This window comes from Arachnia propionica, from assembly GCF_037055325.1.
Taxonomy (GTDB): Bacteria; Actinomycetota; Actinomycetes; order Propionibacteriales; family Propionibacteriaceae; genus Arachnia.
On record NZ_CP146373.1, the window covers coordinates 2,702,451 to 2,718,187 of the forward strand.

15 protein-coding genes are annotated in these 15,737 nt (G+C 65.3%); 7 read left to right on the forward strand and 8 right to left on the reverse strand.

What is annotated here, in order from left to right; translation table 11 throughout:
- Positions 1-71 precede the first annotated feature (71 nt).
- The 4 genes from V7R84_RS12520 to V7R84_RS12535 form a co-directional block, all read right to left on the reverse strand.
- Complete coding sequence (locus tag V7R84_RS12520) at positions 72-581, reverse strand: GNAT family N-acetyltransferase (protein ID WP_338569547.1); 510 nt, start codon at positions 579-581, stop codon at positions 72-74.
- 78 nt (positions 582-659) lie between these two features.
- The gene (locus tag V7R84_RS12525; protein ID WP_338569548.1) at positions 660-1,058 is read right to left on the reverse strand and encodes a hypothetical protein; all 399 of its coding nucleotides are present in this window, start codon (positions 1,056-1,058) and stop codon (positions 660-662) included.
- Positions 1,059-1,573: 515 nt separating this feature from the next.
- Positions 1,574-2,107 (reverse strand): mycothiol transferase, encoded by a 534-nt coding sequence (locus V7R84_RS12530; RefSeq protein ID WP_338569551.1) that lies wholly within the window; start codon positions 2,105-2,107, stop codon positions 1,574-1,576.
- A gap of 85 nt (positions 2,108-2,192) precedes the next feature.
- Complete coding sequence (locus V7R84_RS12535) at positions 2,193-3,116, reverse strand: ribonuclease Z (RefSeq protein ID WP_338569554.1); 924 nt, start codon at positions 3,114-3,116, stop codon at positions 2,193-2,195.
- Between the two features lie 642 nt (positions 3,117-3,758).
- Here V7R84_RS12535 and V7R84_RS12540 point away from each other — a divergent pair.
- A complete protein-coding gene (locus tag V7R84_RS12540; RefSeq protein WP_338569555.1) occupies positions 3,759-5,150 on the forward strand; it encodes a hypothetical protein in 1,392 nt (463 codons plus the stop codon).
- Entirely contained in the window at positions 5,143-6,306 is a 1,164-nt protein-coding gene (locus V7R84_RS12545; protein WP_338569557.1) for an ARPP-2 domain-containing protein, read from the forward strand. Before V7R84_RS12540 ends, V7R84_RS12545 begins: the two co-directional genes overlap by 8 nt.
- Here V7R84_RS12545 and V7R84_RS12550 read toward each other — a convergent pair.
- Positions 6,303-6,935: a hypothetical protein gene (locus tag V7R84_RS12550; RefSeq protein WP_338569560.1), complete on the reverse strand. Its 633-nt coding sequence runs from the start codon at positions 6,933-6,935 to the stop codon at positions 6,303-6,305. The two genes, V7R84_RS12545 and V7R84_RS12550, sit on opposite strands and share 4 nt — an antisense overlap.
- Before the next feature lie 209 nt (positions 6,936-7,144).
- On the opposite strand from V7R84_RS12550, the gene V7R84_RS12555 reads away from it, so the two are divergent.
- The 4 genes from V7R84_RS12555 to V7R84_RS12570 all read left to right on the forward strand — a co-directional run bounded on the left by V7R84_RS12555 (position 7,145) and on the right by V7R84_RS12570 (position 11,895).
- Positions 7,145-10,492, forward strand: a complete 3,348-nt coding sequence (locus V7R84_RS12555; RefSeq protein ID WP_338569563.1) for a bifunctional proline dehydrogenase/L-glutamate gamma-semialdehyde dehydrogenase — start codon at positions 7,145-7,147, stop codon at positions 10,490-10,492.
- A gap of 144 nt (positions 10,493-10,636) precedes the next feature.
- On the forward strand, positions 10,637-10,852 hold the full coding sequence (locus V7R84_RS12560; protein WP_338569565.1) for a hypothetical protein: 216 nt from the start codon (positions 10,637-10,639) through the stop codon (positions 10,850-10,852).
- Positions 10,853-10,996: 144 nt separating this feature from the next.
- Positions 10,997-11,467 carry a hypothetical protein gene (locus tag V7R84_RS12565; protein WP_338569568.1) on the forward strand — a complete coding sequence of 157 codons (471 nt, stop codon included), beginning with the start codon at positions 10,997-10,999 and terminating at the stop codon, positions 11,465-11,467.
- A 107-nt stretch (positions 11,468-11,574) separates the two neighbouring features.
- Positions 11,575-11,895 (forward strand): putative quinol monooxygenase, encoded by a 321-nt coding sequence (locus tag V7R84_RS12570; RefSeq protein WP_338569570.1) that lies wholly within the window; start codon positions 11,575-11,577, stop codon positions 11,893-11,895.
- Between the two features lie 232 nt (positions 11,896-12,127).
- Here V7R84_RS12570 and V7R84_RS12575 read toward each other — a convergent pair whose 3' ends face one another.
- The 3 genes from V7R84_RS12575 to V7R84_RS12585 form a co-directional block, all read right to left on the reverse strand.
- Positions 12,128-12,913: a CAP domain-containing protein gene (locus V7R84_RS12575; RefSeq protein ID WP_338569572.1), complete on the reverse strand. Its 786-nt coding sequence runs from the start codon at positions 12,911-12,913 to the stop codon at positions 12,128-12,130.
- A 342-nt stretch (positions 12,914-13,255) separates the two neighbouring features.
- Positions 13,256-13,708, reverse strand: a complete 453-nt coding sequence (locus V7R84_RS12580) for a GNAT family N-acetyltransferase (RefSeq protein WP_338569575.1) — start codon at positions 13,706-13,708, stop codon at positions 13,256-13,258.
- A gap of 115 nt (positions 13,709-13,823) precedes the next feature.
- On the reverse strand, positions 13,824-14,219 hold the full coding sequence (locus V7R84_RS12585) for a nuclear transport factor 2 family protein (RefSeq protein ID WP_338569577.1): 396 nt from the start codon (positions 14,217-14,219) through the stop codon (positions 13,824-13,826).
- A gap of 158 nt (positions 14,220-14,377) precedes the next feature.
- Between V7R84_RS12585 and V7R84_RS12590 the strand changes: the two genes are divergently transcribed.
- Complete coding sequence (locus tag V7R84_RS12590; protein WP_338569580.1) at positions 14,378-15,649, forward strand: ATP-binding protein; 1,272 nt, start codon at positions 14,378-14,380, stop codon at positions 15,647-15,649.
- Positions 15,650-15,737 lie beyond the last annotated feature (88 nt).

Here is a 15,737-nt window from a genome sequence, read left to right on the forward strand (position 1 = left end):
TCTACCGCTCCCCGCTCCTCTTGCTTCACGGTTTGCTGGCCTTGTTCGCGATTGCAGGCCCGACGACCCACTCAGGTCAGGTTTTTCTCCATCGCCTGCCGGGGTCGGACATCCAGGCCGGCGGCCCCCTCACGTTTCCGGAGAGCCCTCAACTCCGGTGTCAGCCGGTCCTCCTCGACGACCTCCCAGCCCATTCGCCGATACCAAGGACCGTTCCACGGAACATCCCGATAGGTGATCAGAGTCATGCGCCGATACCCCCGCTTCCTGGCCCATTCCTCGGCGGCATCGAGCAGGCGGGCTCCGAGACCATGCCCTGCATACCCGGGAAGCACACTGACCTGCTCGACGTGAGGGGTCGAGTCGACGATTTCAAGCCGGACGAAACCCACCGGCTCGTCCGCTCGGGTCACCGCGACCAGTACCCGTCCGGCCCGCTGGGCGGGCAGAAGGGATTCCGGATCCGCCGCAGCCATGTCGTTCATCCCGATCTCGGCGAACAGCGCATCCGCTTCCTGCTCGATGACACTCAGCACTCTCAGCTCGTCCTCGCGGGCCGGACGGATCACAGTCCCTGACACGATTCCCACCCGGCAGTACCGAACACCCGTAGGGGCTTCTCCTGGCGCCCCGGGTGAGCGCTCTGGACGGGGTGGAACTCATTCTTCGCTGGAAACATCCCGTCCCAGTTTCCATTGCAACCAACCACAGGCACCGTCCAGAAGGGCGGTGGCAGCCACAAGTTGTCGACCCGCCCGGGTCGGGGTGGATCGACGGGATGTGGTGCACGCCAGCACCCAGCCGAGATTGATCGCGGCAGCGCATCGCAGGTCCTTGGGCCTCGGTCGTTTCCTCGCCGCTCCCCGGAGCAGCAGGACACTCGTGGTGAGCAGCGCACCCGCCAGCGGGAGTCTCGACTTCAGCGATGGGTTGACCATCCCGAGAATCTTGTCGGAAGCCAGCACCACCCCAGCCGCCGCGAAACACCCGATCCCGTCAACCGTCAGCACTGTCCGCGCCCACCCGGCCCTCATGTCGTCCGAAACGTCACATGTCATGTCGGCTCCTAGTCGTCCTCGTCCACTTCCATGTCCAAGGGTTGCAGTCGGCCAGGCCACCGACGAAAGCGTCTCACGATGTCGCGGCATCGTCCGGGAGCCGCTGGCAGCATGGTTGATGGGATAAAGGCGAGGAGAATGCACATGCCCATGATCGAGATCTCGTGTCCCATCTGCGGTGCAGCCACGAAAACCCTGCCACGCTACCCACGCAGGGTGTGTAGCACCTGCGCGGCGAAGGCTTCCGACAAGTCGGGGCGAGCCCTGGAGTTCTTCTTTTTGCTGGCCTTACCCCTTGTGTGCTGGCCTTGTTCATGTTTGCTGGCCTCACAGCGCAGGCAAACGTGAACAAGGCCAGCAAACCGCGAATAGGGCCAGCAAACCGGTGATAGGGACTTCTCGAAGAATCGGGCGGGCCAGTGAGCAAACCCACGGACGACAGGCCGATCCGACACCCCCGCCCCCGAGGCGGCACGCCGCGACGGCCCGCGTCGCGGACCTCAGGAGAAACCACGTCAGAAGCCGATGCTCCATTCCTCGATCTGGCCGCGGGCATAGGCCGCCTGCCCCAGGTGGGTGACCGCGTCGTCGATGATGCTGACCAGCCGCACCCCGCGGGTGACCGGCGGGTTCCACTTGGTGTCGATCACCTCGTCCAGGTCGTCGGCGGACAGCCCCGAGACGTAGGTCGTGAACGTTTCGGCGCAGGCCTGGAAGTAGTCGAGCAGCAGGGCAGGATCCTCGACGCGCAGCGCGACGACGTCCTCGGCGGTGTCGCCAAAACCGATCGACTTCGGGCCGCGGTCGATTCCGAGACGCTCACCCCAGCTATCGGTGATCCACAGCTGCTCCGAGATCTGCCCGGCATTGGCCAGCCACGCCACCTGGATGTCCATCTGCCGTGCGGCGTGCCACACCAGCCAGGCGATCGAGTTCGCCCGGCCGCCGGGCATCGCGTGGAGGGTTTCCTTGGAGATCTCCTTGAGCACCGTCCGGGCCGTCTCGACGGGCCGGTTGACCGAATCAATCAGAACTGCTTGAGCATCCATGAGTCGATCCTGCCACCGTCCGGCAAACCGCATCCCCGGCTCCACGCACCGGACAACGTCGGTTCCTGCCCCACCGCGGCACCGTTCAGCGGGTGACGGAATCCACCGGCACCCGGTCGAGGTCCTCCAGGGCGATTACATCGTCGTGGATGCCGTTCGCCTCCCGCAGGTGGTCGTCGGTGGTGGTGTACCGGGTGGAGAAGTGGGTCATGGCCAGGCGGCGGGCCCCAGCTGCTGCGGCGATGCGGGCCGTGTCCAGGGCGGTGCAGTGTCCGTGTTCGACCGCCAGCTCCCGCAGGTCGCTGGTGTAGGTGGCCTCCATGGCCAGCAGGTCGACGTTCTCGGCCAGTTTCTCCGCGGCCGGGCAGGGCCGGGTGTCCATGACGAACGCGAACGACCTCCCCCGTCGCGGACGCGACACCTCCTCCAGCCGGGTGACCACACCGTCGATCTCCACCCGACCTTCGCGGTTCAGCTGCCCGACGGCGGGGCCGCAGATGCCGCGGGCGGCCAGGGCCTCCGGGTCGAAGCTGACCCCGGGCAGGTCCTCCACCCGGTATCCGATGGCGGGGACGCGGTGGTCGAGGCAGGCCGCCGAGAGGATGAAGTCCTTGGTCCGCAGCACCTCGCCGGGCTCCGGGCCCGCGTCGACGGGCAGGAACCGGATGTCGGCCTGGTCGTGGTAGATGCTGGCACGGTGGAGCCTCTCGACGTACTCCTGTCCCTGGGCCGGATAGACCACGGTGACCGGATGGGGCACCTGCTCCAGGGAGATGCGCTGCAACACCCCGGGCAACCCGAGGCAGTGGTCGCCGTGGAGGTGGGTGAGGCAGATGACGTCGATGCTGCGCGCCGAGACCCCGGCCCGGGTCATCTGCCGCTGGGTGCCCTCACCGCAGTCGAACAGGACGCCGCTGGCTCCCCAGCGCAGCAGGTAGCCGTTGTGGTTCCGCGTCTTCGTGGGCACCAAGCTGGATGTTCCCAGCGCGACGAACTCGCGATCGCTCATCTTCTCCTCCTCGTCCAGCCCCGGGGCCTGTTGCGAAAAACGCCACTCGGGCGAGGACTCACCGGGCGGGGTGAATCGCTCACCCGCCGTCGTGTTCCTGCACCAGCCGTGCCGGTCGCGACGGTGGGACGTCGGATCGCCCGATCCGGCATGCTGCATCCGGGCGTGGCCTGCCGCGACAGGACCCATACCCTACGGGATCGGGTCGGGCGCCATGTCCGGGGGGCCGCCTGCACGCCTCCACCGCAACCTGCACCCTCCGTGAACGCGTCGCCCGGGGAAACTCCCGACCCGGAGTCTCTCGTCGGCAGGGCGGGTCCGGAATGGCGCCGGTGGCGGACGAGAAAACGACGTGACGGGGATGCAGGATCACGAGTCCGTCCCTCTCGAACATGAGCCGTCTTGATCGTCCCTGAACTCCTGAGCGGGAACGATTGCCGATTCCGCTCCCGGGTTTCTCGATGTCGTGCCCTACCCATCCGCAGAAACGACGTCCCCGCCTGTCGCGGCGAAATGGGTGTCGCTACGATGACCGCGTGTCCGTGGGACCCAGGTGTGATTTCCGAGCTTCCCTGTACAGGAATTACTTCCACATCACACCGCTCTTCCCCAGACACACCCACCCTGCCCCCTGGAGAGTCGATGCTGAGCGCAGACGAGGTCGCACGCGAGGACCTGTTGACCTTTCTCAACGCCGCATTCGTCTCCACCGGGCAGGCCGAATTCCTCACCGGAGGTGACGAGCAACGCCTGGGGCTCGGGTTCCTCCACGACTACGTGCGCGGCAACTATCGTCGCCTCTACGCCCGGCTGCTGGCGGTCGGGGTGAATCATTTCAATGTCGCACAGATCATCATCGGACTGCTCAGCAGCGGTCGCGACACCCCCGACGACTTCCGCAGCGAGGAGAACGCCCTGCTGCGCGCGAGGCTGCGTTCCCTGCCCCCGCAGCGAGCCTGGAAGCTGATGGTCCGGCTGCGTCGGGAGGGCGTCAACAATCGTCGTACCCGCGCCCTGATCCGCGACTACATCGCCGAGCATCCCGACCTCGCCTTCCACGCGGTGAAGTACCGCCGCAAGATGTCGGGGGCGATGCGTCACGCGCACCTGCATCCCGGCGGCGAACTGGCCGATTTCCTGTTCGGCAGCCACAAGGCCCCCTTCGACACCCCGATCCTGGAGCGCTACCGACAGGCGCGGTTCAGCAAGAGCGCGCTCCGCGAGCTGCCGTTCAGCGTCGCACAAGGCCTGGCCGCCAAGCACGGCATCAGCCCCGACGAGCTACTGAAGAGCATGGAACACCGCCTCACCGAACGGGAACGACTCCGCGTCGCCGGTCGCAGCGACACCGTCGAGGTGCGTCCCGAGAGGCTGTCGCTGACCGAACTGGCCAGCTACGTCCTGGGAGTCGACACGCCGCGCGACGAGATCGACTGGCTGGCCGCCTCCGCTCGCGCAGTGCTGGCCCGCACCGGTCCCCTACCCCTGACCGGGAAGGTGGCCGCCGTGCTGGACAACTCGTTCTCCTCCTCGGGTTCACGCGAGAAACGTCGCCGACCGCTGGCCGTCGCCTGGGGCGTGGACCAGCTGCTGCGGGCAGGGCTCACCGACCACGACTACCGGGCTTTCTGGACGCATCCCACCGCCGACGGCGAGGTGCCCCGACCGCGGGGGCAGACGAATCTCACGGAACGGTTGATCGATGCCCTCGAGTGGGGTGCGACGACGGTGCTGGTGGTCTCTGATGGCGCCGAGAACGACCCTCCCGGGGTTTTCCACGCCGCCCTCGACAGCGCGTCGCGGATCGTCCCAGAGCTGTACGTGCTCCACTTCAATCCCGTCTTCGACCCGCAGGAATTGCAGGTGAGCAGCCTCAGCCCGCTGACCCGTTCTATCGGGTTGCGCAACGCCGAGGATCTGCCGACGGCGCTCGGTTTCGCACGCTACGTCACCGGCCACGGCGACCTGGCGGAGCTGGAGACCTATCTCGAACGCCGGGTGCAGGAGTTCCTGGGGGCATCAGCGCATGCGTGAGATGGCACCACCCCTCGACCTGACGGGCCTGCGACCCGCCCCTGCACAGACCTTCGGGGCATTCCGGTTGATCCCGTTGCTGCGCGAAACCCCCTGCCAGGACGTTCGGTTGTCGCGTGCAGCCATCCCGCCCGGCGTGAAAATCGTCGACCTGCCCGGTCGGAAAAGCTACATCGCCTTCGTCCCCCACGGGTTGCGCCTGACCTGGGGCTCAGCCGCAGGCACTCAGGTGAAGAAGAAGGACACCCCCGACGACTGGCAGTTCCTCGAATCGGTGCATCGGCTGCGGAAGAAGGACGGTGAGGACGCGCTGCGTTTCCTGCCGCAGCACCTGGCCATCGAGGGTCTCCTCGAGCTGCACTTCAAACCCCCGACGATCGCGTGGCAGGAGTTGTCGCAGGGGTTCAGGAACCTCGGGATGACCCACCGTTCGGAGTCCTTCTTCTCCGGGCGGGAGATTCCCGGATACGCCACCGCCTTGCGGACCTTCGAACTCCACCGTGGTCAGGTCGGGATGCTGGTCCACACCTCCGACGCACTGATGGCGGCCTTCGTCGTGCCGACCGCCGAGGACTACAAGCTGCTGCACCGCACCCTCCTCGACGATCTCTACGGCGAACTGATGATGGCCTATGCCCTGAACCAACCCACCCGCTGGCTGGTGGATGCGGGCCCGCTCTTCGCCGAGGCCACGAGCATCAATGGGCTGCGTGGGGCGTTGGAGCGCGTGCGGCGCGACTGGTCCGAGACCACCACCGAAATTCTCCTGGGCGACTGGAAGGATCGTTGCTTGTTCACCGAGACGGTCTATCGCCCCGGAAGCATGCGCCTGGAACGCTTCGTGACCGACCTGGAGCTGCGCCGCCCCAACCACATCGGAGAACGCCTGGTCCGCGACGACGGCGAGCTGCTCTACGTCAACACCCTGCGGTTGAGTTCGGCCCAGACCCGGCGCGCCCACCTGCTGCACCAGCTCTCCACGCACGACTGGAACCTGCACGAAGCCGCCGCGGCGCTCGGCACCGACCTTCCCGGGCTTGTCGCACGAATCACCGCGCGGGGTTTCGGACACCTGATCAACAACGCCGTCCGGGAACAGGCAGCGAAGAAACTCCGGGAGCAGGGACGTCTCCCCGGTCACCTGCCCGGAGACTAGAACGTCTTCGTCTCGTCGCGGTTCATGAACGCACCGTGACCAGTGGCGGTGTTCCAGCAGGTCAGGCCCGCATCCTCGGAGGCACACACGTAGTCCCCGTGGTAGACGACGGTTCCATATTCCACCTGCTGACCGGGGGTTCCCGGATTCTGGAACATGGGAGATTCGCTTCTCGACACGAGCTCGGGCTCCGCCTGACTCGCGGACGTGGAATTCTTCATCCTCACCCACCACTTGGCGCCGAGCTCATCCGAACCGTAGGGTTTGCTGTCCGTGTAGTTGATGATCCCGCAGCCCGCGCTCGTGTCCGAAAACTCGCAGGTGATGTTCTTCGACGGGGTGACGATCACCGCGTACCCCGAATGGACGGCGGTGATCGGGGTGGCATTCGCGGGTCGCGGTCCGCCCGCTCCCGAATAGGCCCCCGGAATCGATACCGGCGACCTCGTCGCGGACGGCGACCCCGCACCTGCGGAGGGGCGCGCCGTGGGCAGGGCGATGGCCGCCGAATCCTGGGCACTCGGCGATCCGGATTCAGAGGACGTGGAGGACGCGCAACCTGCCAGCAGACCTCCGGCAAGCACCGACGCGAGTAGCGGACGGAAGCGTCGACGGACGGAATCTGACATGGTCTCCTCCTGGTTCTCTGACAACCCGCTGGGACACGAACGCTCCCACCCTGCCACGAAGATTCTCCTGCCAAAGATACTTCCAAGAAATTCCAGGGCGGTCTGCGACGGTCGGCCCGACCTCCGAAAAGAGCCAAAAGCTACGGCACGATGTCCTAAATCCCACCTTCCCTGCCCGCGTGGCCGGCGCGTGGGGCAAGATTATCCCTGTGAGCAACGTGACCAACCAAGCATTGACGGACAAGGCTGTGCGCACCGCACGACGCTGGGCGCAGCGCTCCCTCGCCCACCCGGAACCCCGCGCAGCAAAGCTGCTGGCAAGCGCGCTCGACCATCCAGATGGGCTCCGCTTCACCCTTGAATTCGTTGACGGCGTTCTGCGCCCCGAGGACCCGGCGGTGGCAGCCAAGAATCTGGCGCGTCTGGCCCGGCAGTCCGTCCCCTTCCTGCCCCCCTACCTGCGCGCCGGCCTCGGTCTCGGCGTCGCCCCCGCGCCCCGGACGATGCTGCCCGCGGTGCGTCGTGCCTTCTCCCTGCTGCTGGGCGACCTCGTCGTCGACATCGGTCGCGATCTCGGGCCGGCGTTGGCCAGGTTGCGCAGGAGCGGTGCGAGCCTGAACATCAACCTCCTCGGTGAGGCCGTGCTGGGCGACGAGCACGCGTCCTCCCGACTCAACCGCACCATTGAACTGCTCAACCGACCCGACGTCGACTACGTCTCCATCAAGGTGTCCTCGGTGATGGGTCCCCATTCGCCGTGGGCCCACGACGCGACGGTGGAGGAGGCCGTGGTTCGTCTCGGCCCGCTCATGGAGGCCGCGAACAGGTCGGGCAAGCTCGTCAACCTCGACATGGAGGAGTACCGCGACCTCCACCTCACCCTTGAGGTGTTCGAGCGGTTCGCCATGAAACTGCCGAACCTGAGGATGGGCCTGGCAGTCCAGGCCTACCTGCGCGAGTCGCCGCTGATGATCGAGCACATCCAGAAACTGGCACGACGCCGCTGCGAGGCGGGCGGCATTCCGCTGCGGGTGCGTCTGGTCAAGGGCGCCAACCTGGCGATGGAACGCACCCAGGCGGAGCTGCGCGGCTGGCCAAACCCGATCCTGCCGTCGAAGGTCGAGACCGACGCCAGCTACCTCAGCGCCCTCGACCGGCTCCTGACCCCCGACTCCATCAAGACCCTCTACGTCGGTTCGGCCAGCCACAACATCTACAGCCTCGCCACCGCCGTCGAACTGGCGAAGGCCCGCGGCATCACGTCGGGCTTCGACATCGAGATGCTGGCAGGCATGGCGGTGCCGTTGCAGCGGGTGATCCTCGACGAAATGGGTTCGTTGCGGCTCTACGTTCCCGTGGTGCCGCGCAGCGAGTTCGATTCCGCGATCACCTACCTGGTGCGACGCCTGGAGGAAAACGCCGCACCGGAGAACTTCATGTCCGGGGCGGCCTCCCTCGGCCACGACATCGCCTTCCTCGACAAGGAGGAGGGACGCTACCGCGACGCCGTCGCGCTGATCGGTTCCCCCACCCCGAGCGCCTGGGCGGTCCAGGAACGCAGCGAACCGACGTCCGTGTTCACCAATACCTCCGACACCGACCCCGCGCTGCTCAGCAACCAGCGGTGGGCCGATTCCATCCGCGAGTCGCTGCCCGCCCCCGATCTCGGCGGCGACACCGTGACCAAGGGCACCCTGACATCCGCCAAAGCCCTCGACGAGGTGCTGACAACAGCCGTCGCCGCAGGGAAGCGCTGGGCCGCGACCCCGGCTACGGAACGCGCCACCGCGCTGCACCGGCTGGGTGTCGAACTGGAGGCGATGCGCACCGAACTGATCACGGTCGCCGCCGACGAGGTGGGCAAGCTCATCGACCAGGCGGACGTCGAGGTCTCCGAAGCCTGCGACTTCGCCCACTACTACGCCTCCCTCGCTGGGGAGGAGGTCGACGGCGCCGCGCACCGTCCCCCGCAGGTCACCGCGGTCATTCCGCCGTGGAACTTCCCGATCGCGATTCCGCTGGGCGGGGTTGCCTCCGCACTGGCCGCGGGGTCGGCGGTGCTGTTGAAGCCCGCCTCCCCGTCGCGTCGCTGCGCGGCGCTGCTGGCCGAGGCGTGCTGGCGGGCGGGCCTGCCGCGCGACCTGGTGCAGTACGTCGTCATGGGTGATCGTGCGCTCGGCGAGAAGCTGGTGCGTGACGAACGTGTCGAACTGGTCGTGCTGACCGGGTCGGCGGAGACCGCCGAGATGTTCCGTTCCTGGCGGCCCAACCTGTCGTTGCTGGCCGAAACCTCTGGCAAGAACGCGCTGATCATCACCCCGTCGGCTGACCTGGACCTCGCAGCCGCCGACCTGGTGGCGTCCGCTTTCGGGCACGCGGGGCAGAAGTGTTCCGCCGCGTCGCTGGGCATCCTGGTCGGATCGGTGGCCAAGTCGCGGCGTCTCCTGGATCAGATCGTCGACGCCGCATCGTCGTTGACCGTGGCATGGCCGGAGGATCCGGCTGCCCAGATGGGTCCGCTCACAGAGGTGCCGGGCGAGAAACTGAGGCGCGGTCTCACCGAGCTGGAGCACGGGCAGACGTGGCTGCTGAAACCGCAACGCATTGATGACCGGCTGTGGCGTCCGGGCATCCGGACCGGAGTGCGACCGGGCAGCGCCTTCCACCAGGTGGAGTACTTCGGGCCGGTGCTCGGCTTGATGGCGGCCCGCGACCTGGCACAGGCCGTGGAGTGGCAAAACGGCACCGAGTACGGCCTGACAGCTGGTCTGCACTCCCTCGATGCCGAGGAGATCCAGTTCTGGCTGGACCGCGTGAAGGCCGGCAACCTGTACGTGAACCGCGGGATCACCGGGGCCATCGTGCGGCGTCAGCCCTTCGGCGGGTGGAAGCGTTCCGCGGTCGGCACCGGGGGCAAGGCCGGTGGCCCAAACTACGTGGTGGGCTTCGGTTCCTGGGAGCCGAAGGACCTCGGCCCCTCCGGCGCCCTCACCGATCCGAAACTTGTGCATCTCTTCCGGGCCGCCGCCCGGGTGCTCGACGAGCAGCAGCTCGAACAGCTCAACGTCGCGGCTACCTCGGATCAGGCGGCCTGGCGGACCCTGTTCGGGGTCTCGCACGACCCGTCGGCTCTGAAGGCGGAGATCAACGCGTTCCGGTACCGTCCCACGCCGGTGACGGTCCGGGTGGAGGTCGACGACCCGCTGCGTGTGCTGCGGGAGGCCTCGGCGGCCCTGGTTACCGGTTCCGCAGCGACCTTCTCGTTCCGCGACGCCCCGTCGGGGGAGCTGTCGGAGGTGCTGACCGGTCTCGGCCTGACGGTCGAGGTGAAGAGCGACGACCGGTTCGACCGGAACGTCCGGGGCCGGGTGCGGCACCTGGGTGAGCGGGACCTGCTGACCGCGGTGGGCGGTTCCATCGACGTCAGTGTCCACGCGGGCCCGACCCTCTACCCGGGTCGCCTGGCGCTGCTGCCCTACGTGCACGAGCAGGCGGTGTCGGTGACCAACCATCGCTTCGGACACCCGACGCCACTGACCGACGACCTGCGCATCTGAAGATCCGCACCGGTCGTCAGCGAACAGACCTCAGGGGTCTCCCGGTGTATTCCGGGAGACCCCTGTCACGTGAGCGCCCCGGCAGGGAAGGGTACGGTGATAGTGACGACAACCCGGGGGGCAGCAACTAGAAAGGCAACAAGGATGCGCATGATTGTCCGGCTGATACTCTCGATTTTGCTCTACTTTTTTCTCCTGGGGCTGTTCGTCATTCTTCTTTCTGCCCTGGGAGGGGCCGCAATCGGCCTATTCGAGCTCATACTTCTCAACATCGTTACGCTGGGCTGCGTGATCTTTTTCTGGCGGCGCACCGATCGCACGAGAAAGAAGGACCACTCACAGAAGAAAACCACGGCCTGACTGCAGCGAGCATCAATCGCCCATTGAACTCAGCTGATCCGGGACGCTAGGAACAAACGACCCGCACCGAAGCCGCTCCTGACACCCGGACAGCAGCCCGGCCACGCGCCCCAGCCTGCCCGGGCAGGACATAGAGTTGACGGCATGATCCTGATCGTCGTGAAATTTCCCGCGATGTCCGAGCAGGGTAATGACTCCATCGAGGCGATGCGCCTTCCAGCTCTTGAGTTCAGCTCAGGGTCAAGTACTGCATCCTCAAATATCGCTGCACTTAGAACTACTACCCGCCGGAACAGCAGCGGCATCGACAAACGAAACAGCACAAATTTCAACGATTTCGGATTGACGCAAGCAGAAAGAAGGACGACAGGCAATGCGCGTGATTGTTCGACTGATACTCTCGATTCTGATCTGCCTTCTCCTTCCGCCCCTGCTCGCTTCCTTTATTTCCCTCGGAGGGGCCAACATCGGAGTGGTAGAAATAACACTCCTCTACATCATCGTCACTGGATGCGTGAGCTACAGCTGGCGATACGCCAAGCGGAAGAAAAAACGCCGCCTCGCACGAGAGAAAACCGACGCCTGATGACGACGAGCATCATTGACATCAGCTGATCCGCGACGCAAGGAACGAACGACCCGAGTCGAAGCCGCTCCTGACACCCGGACAGCAGCCCGGCCACGCGCCCCAGCCTGCCCGGGCAGGACATAGAGTTGACGGCATGATCCTGATCGTCGTGAAATTTCCCGTGAAACCCGAGCTGGCTGATGATTTCATCGAGGCGGTGGGACCGTTCACCTCCGCCACCCGTGCCGAGCCCGGCAACAAGTGGTTCGAATGGTCCCGCAGCGTGGAGGACCCGAACGAGTTCGTCCTCGTCGAGGCCTTCAACGACGACGCCGCCGAAGCCCACGTCACCTCCGACCACTTCAAGGCCGGACTCAACACCATGCGCCCCTTCCTGACCGCCACCCCCAAGATCATCTCGCGCACCGTCGACGGTGATGACTGGGGCGCCATGGGTGAACTCCGAATCGATTGAGCCCACCGCAGTGAACCCGCCCGGACTTCTCACCGGAATGGATAGAAACGCGGCGCGAGCATCTCAGCGAGTGGGCTGAGCCGAAGCGAGTCGACTACGACCGCATGAAGGAAAACGAAAAACCGGACCGCGAGGGAATCACACCACCGGGAGCGAGGGGAATGCCCCGCGGTGGTGGTTCCCAGCTTCGAGGCTACCCGCCCGGAAGCACGCGGTCCGGTTTCCCGCACGTTCACATGAGGGCCTGAGCACCAGTCTTCGGCAGTCCGGCCTTGCGGGGGATCGAGGCCTCCGTGGCCTCGGCGCTTTGGGTCTCCTTCGTCGGAGTGGCGGACGTCGTCGCTTCAACGGGCTTCCGCTCCCCGCCCCTGGACGTCCTCTTCTCACCGGAGTCGGCGGCCTCGTTGGCCGAGACAGCGTTGACACCGCGGGCGTTCTCCGCGTTTTCTGCTCCTGCTCGTCCGGCTCCCCCATCGCTCACAGTCAGTCCTGCGGCCTGCGGGTCACCGTACGTTGCGAAGTTCTGGGTGGCGTACCAGCTTCCACTTCCCGCACTGTAGGCGATTCCGATCCCCAAGGAGTCCGCATTGGGGTCGGTCATGTTGGTGTAGTGGCCCGGCGAGTTCCGCCACTGCTCGAACAGCAACGCGCCGACGTCACCGCCGTCGCTGCGCCACGCGACGTTCTCGGAGCCTCCCTTCCAGCCCTGCGGGTAGTGGTCAGTGAAGTTCGGACGGTGCTCCATTGAATTCCGGGAGGCCATCTGCTCGGACCAGTCCTGTGCGACCGCATCCAGCTCAGCGATCCGGGTCACAGGCTTCAGCCCCAGGCCGGTTCGCAGTTCGTTGACCTTGTTCAGGATTGTCCCGGCGTACTCCGCGCCCTTGCTGTTGACGTCCGCTGGGAGAACGGCGGGCCGTTGTGAGGTCGCCTCGGCGTGAGCAGCCAAGGAGAAAAACGAAATCACAGCGGCCAGCAGCGCCACCAGAGACAGACGAGCCATCTTCATCGGCTTCATCAGCAGTCCTCTCAGTTGGGGGGCAAACACCCATTCATCCAATCACTTCCCTGATTTTTTTTCAGGTTCCGATACGTAACTTTCAGGCAGGAACGAGCGCCAAACCCCCTTTACATGGGCTTTTAACCCCTCCAACCGGCACCTGAGAAGCCCCAAGAAAATCTCAGGATATGGGTGTTTTGAACATCCGAGATGCTCATCTGGCCGAAAGGCTGACAGGCGGAAATGGCATTTTCCAGCGCACGAACCCGCGGTTTCCGCGGAGAAACCCTCCACATCCGATTGCTGCGCGTCATGCACCCAGGAATCACCCACGAGGTCCTGGTTGCCGGGTTCGACACATCACGGAATGAAACGGACGAACGACCTGCACCCCTGCCCGGGGAGGTCGCGGATCTCGGTGAAACCGATCGACTCGTAGAACGCCCGCTGTCCCGGCTCGGCGTCGGTCAGGAGCACGTGCTGGCGCACCCGACTGAAGGGAGCGAAGGCCCGGTTGACGAGCGCTGTCGCGATTCCGCGACGCTGGAAGGAGGGATGGACGAGAACGTCCTGCAGGTAGGCGATGGTGGCCCGGTCGGAGACAATGCGCGCCAGGCCGATCAGTTCGCCGCCCGATCGCGCGGTGACCACGACCGCTGAGTTCTCCAGCCCGCGGATCAGCGCATCCAGGTCGTCGGTGTAGGCGGCCCATCCCACGGAGTCGTAGAGCGTCCGCGTCTCGTCGCGGGACGGGAGCCGGTCGGCGTCGTAGCTCACCTCGTCGTCACACATCACGCGCCCTTTCTTCTCCACATCCACAGCCTGCACGATCTGTACCGCAGGGGCTGGACTTTGTGTATCACAGGGCGCGTTCCATCTGCATCACAGGAACATCTGTGGGCACCGCGACCAGCCGCTCACCCCCTTGTCAAAGCACTATTTCGTCGGCCTCTTCCTGTCCCCTCCTACAGATGAGGGATCTGCCGTTCCAGTCGGCGCCACGCCCCAGCAGGAACTCCCATTCCCGGCGGATCAGACCATCCTCGAACTCAAAGATGTCCAGTGAGCGCCTGCCATCCGTATCCACGAGTAGCGTGGCAATGCGTCTATGGTCTTCGGCTTCAAGCATCTGGTGCATCCTGAAACGGGAGGCCGACTGCGCATAGGCAGCGATGATGGTTTCGCAGTAGCACTCACGCCCTTTGATGACGTCTTCCCCCAGGACCCATTCGACCTGTGGGTGCAGGAACTCCCGGTAGCTGTCCCAGTCCCGCCGGTTCTCCGCATCGAAGAAGTCCGCCAGTTTCCTTCGGAAATCACTCATCGCTCACCCTTTCGGGGCCAGTCAACCATTCATTGCTCACAGCATCAGGCGACCACGTTGGCGTAGCCGCCCGGCACGTTCCACCACTGCCCAAAGAGCCGAACAAAGACTGTACTTTTTGTATCATAGAAGATGTTCCATCTGTATCATAGGATTTCATGGAGTACCGTCCGCGAGTCCTTGACATGGTCCTGGACGATTTGATGCCCGGGCTTCCCGCAATCGCCCTTGATGGCCCAAAGGGCGTCGGCAAAACTGCGACCGCTTCCCGCCGCGCCAGCCGCACCTGGGCCCTGGACTCCGAATCGCAGCGGGCAATAATCGCGGCCGAACCCTCCCGAGTGGCCGGGCCAGGCACCACGTTCATCGACGAATGGCAGCACGTGCCCACCGTCTGGGACGTGGTTCGCCGGGCAGTCGACGACGGCGCTCAGCCGGCCTCTTTCCTGCTGGCGGGAAGTACCACCCCCAATCCCCGGGCCCCCATCCACTCCGGGGCGGGCCGGATCGTGTCGCTTCGCATGAGACCCATGGCCCTGTGTGAACGGGTGGGCGCACATCCCACGGTCTCCCTGAACGCCTTATTGCGGGGAGATGCTGGGGCACTGAGCGGGGATACCCCCGCCGACCTAAATCACTATGCCCACGAAATAGCCGCCTCGGGCTTCCCTGGAATCCATGGCCTACCGGAACGCTTGCGCAGAATGCAGCTGGACGGCTACCTGCAGCGACTGGCTTCGAAAGAATTGAGGACGGAGGACGATCCGGTCCTGCGACGCCCTGAAACCCTCATGTCCTGGTTGCGTTCCTATGCGTCAGCCGAGTCCACCACGACCACGTATGAGAAAATCCGCAACACCGCGGCAATCGGCGACGGCACCCCTCCGAATCGACCCACCACGCTTCGTTACCGCGACTGGCTCACGAGCATGTTGCTCCTGGACCCCGTCCCCCCATGGCAGCCATTGGGAATCAACCTCGGGGCGCTGGCTTCCTCCCCGCGTCACCAGTTGGCGGATCCAGCATTGTCGTTGCGTTTGCTGAATGGTTCAGCGAGAGCCCTCCTGCAGGGTCGTGACGACGTGATCTTCCCCGGCTGCGCTCCTTTGTTCGGGCGTTTGTTCGAGGCTTTGACGACACTGACCGTTCGCGTGTGTGCACAGGTCTCAGATGCCGTGGTCTCACATCTGAGGACGAAACGTGGTGATCACGAGATCGACCTGATCGTCGAGGGCCCCGAGAGGGAGCTGCTCGCGATCGAGGTAAAACTCACCTCTGCGATAGGCGACGACGATGTTCGTCACCTGAACTGGCTGCGCGGCAAGCTGGGCAGTCGGCTCACAGATACGCTCGTCGTGACCACAGGGCCCGCCGCATATCGTCGCAGGGATGGGATAGGCGTCGTGCCACTCGCTCTTCTAGGGCCCTGACACCTTGGCGCTCTTCCCCGAGCGGTCGCGACTCCACAGCATCGGGGCGGTCCCGATGACCGGCTGAACCGATCAGGGACCGCCCCGA

Excerpts from the sequence above, each read along its gene's own strand:
- V7R84_RS12525 (WP_338569548.1), bottom strand. The coding sequence starts at position 1,058 with ATGACATGTGACGTTTCGGACGACATGAGGGCCGGGTGGGCGCGGACA.
- V7R84_RS12575 (WP_338569572.1), bottom strand. The coding sequence starts at position 12,913 with ATGAAGCCGATGAAGATGGCTCGTCTGTCTCTGGTGGCGCTGCTGGCC.
- V7R84_RS12590 (WP_338569580.1), top strand. The coding sequence starts at position 14,378 with ATGGAGTACCGTCCGCGAGTCCTTGACATGGTCCTGGACGATTTGATG.
- V7R84_RS12545 (WP_338569557.1), top strand. The coding sequence starts at position 5,143 with ATGCGTGAGATGGCACCACCCCTCGACCTGACGGGCCTGCGACCCGCC.
- V7R84_RS12550 (WP_338569560.1), bottom strand. The coding sequence starts at position 6,935 with ATGTCAGATTCCGTCCGTCGACGCTTCCGTCCGCTACTCGCGTCGGTG.
- V7R84_RS12570 (WP_338569570.1), top strand. The coding sequence starts at position 11,575 with ATGATCCTGATCGTCGTGAAATTTCCCGTGAAACCCGAGCTGGCTGAT.
- V7R84_RS12560 (WP_338569565.1), top strand. The coding sequence starts at position 10,637 with ATGCGCATGATTGTCCGGCTGATACTCTCGATTTTGCTCTACTTTTTT.
- V7R84_RS12540 (WP_338569555.1), top strand. The coding sequence starts at position 3,759 with ATGCTGAGCGCAGACGAGGTCGCACGCGAGGACCTGTTGACCTTTCTC.
- V7R84_RS12535 (WP_338569554.1), bottom strand. The coding sequence starts at position 3,116 with ATGAGCGATCGCGAGTTCGTCGCGCTGGGAACATCCAGCTTGGTGCCC.
- V7R84_RS12565 (WP_338569568.1), top strand. The coding sequence starts at position 10,997 with ATGATCCTGATCGTCGTGAAATTTCCCGCGATGTCCGAGCAGGGTAAT.
- V7R84_RS12530 (WP_338569551.1), bottom strand. The coding sequence starts at position 2,107 with ATGGATGCTCAAGCAGTTCTGATTGATTCGGTCAACCGGCCCGTCGAG.
- V7R84_RS12585 (WP_338569577.1), bottom strand. The coding sequence starts at position 14,219 with ATGAGTGATTTCCGAAGGAAACTGGCGGACTTCTTCGATGCGGAGAAC.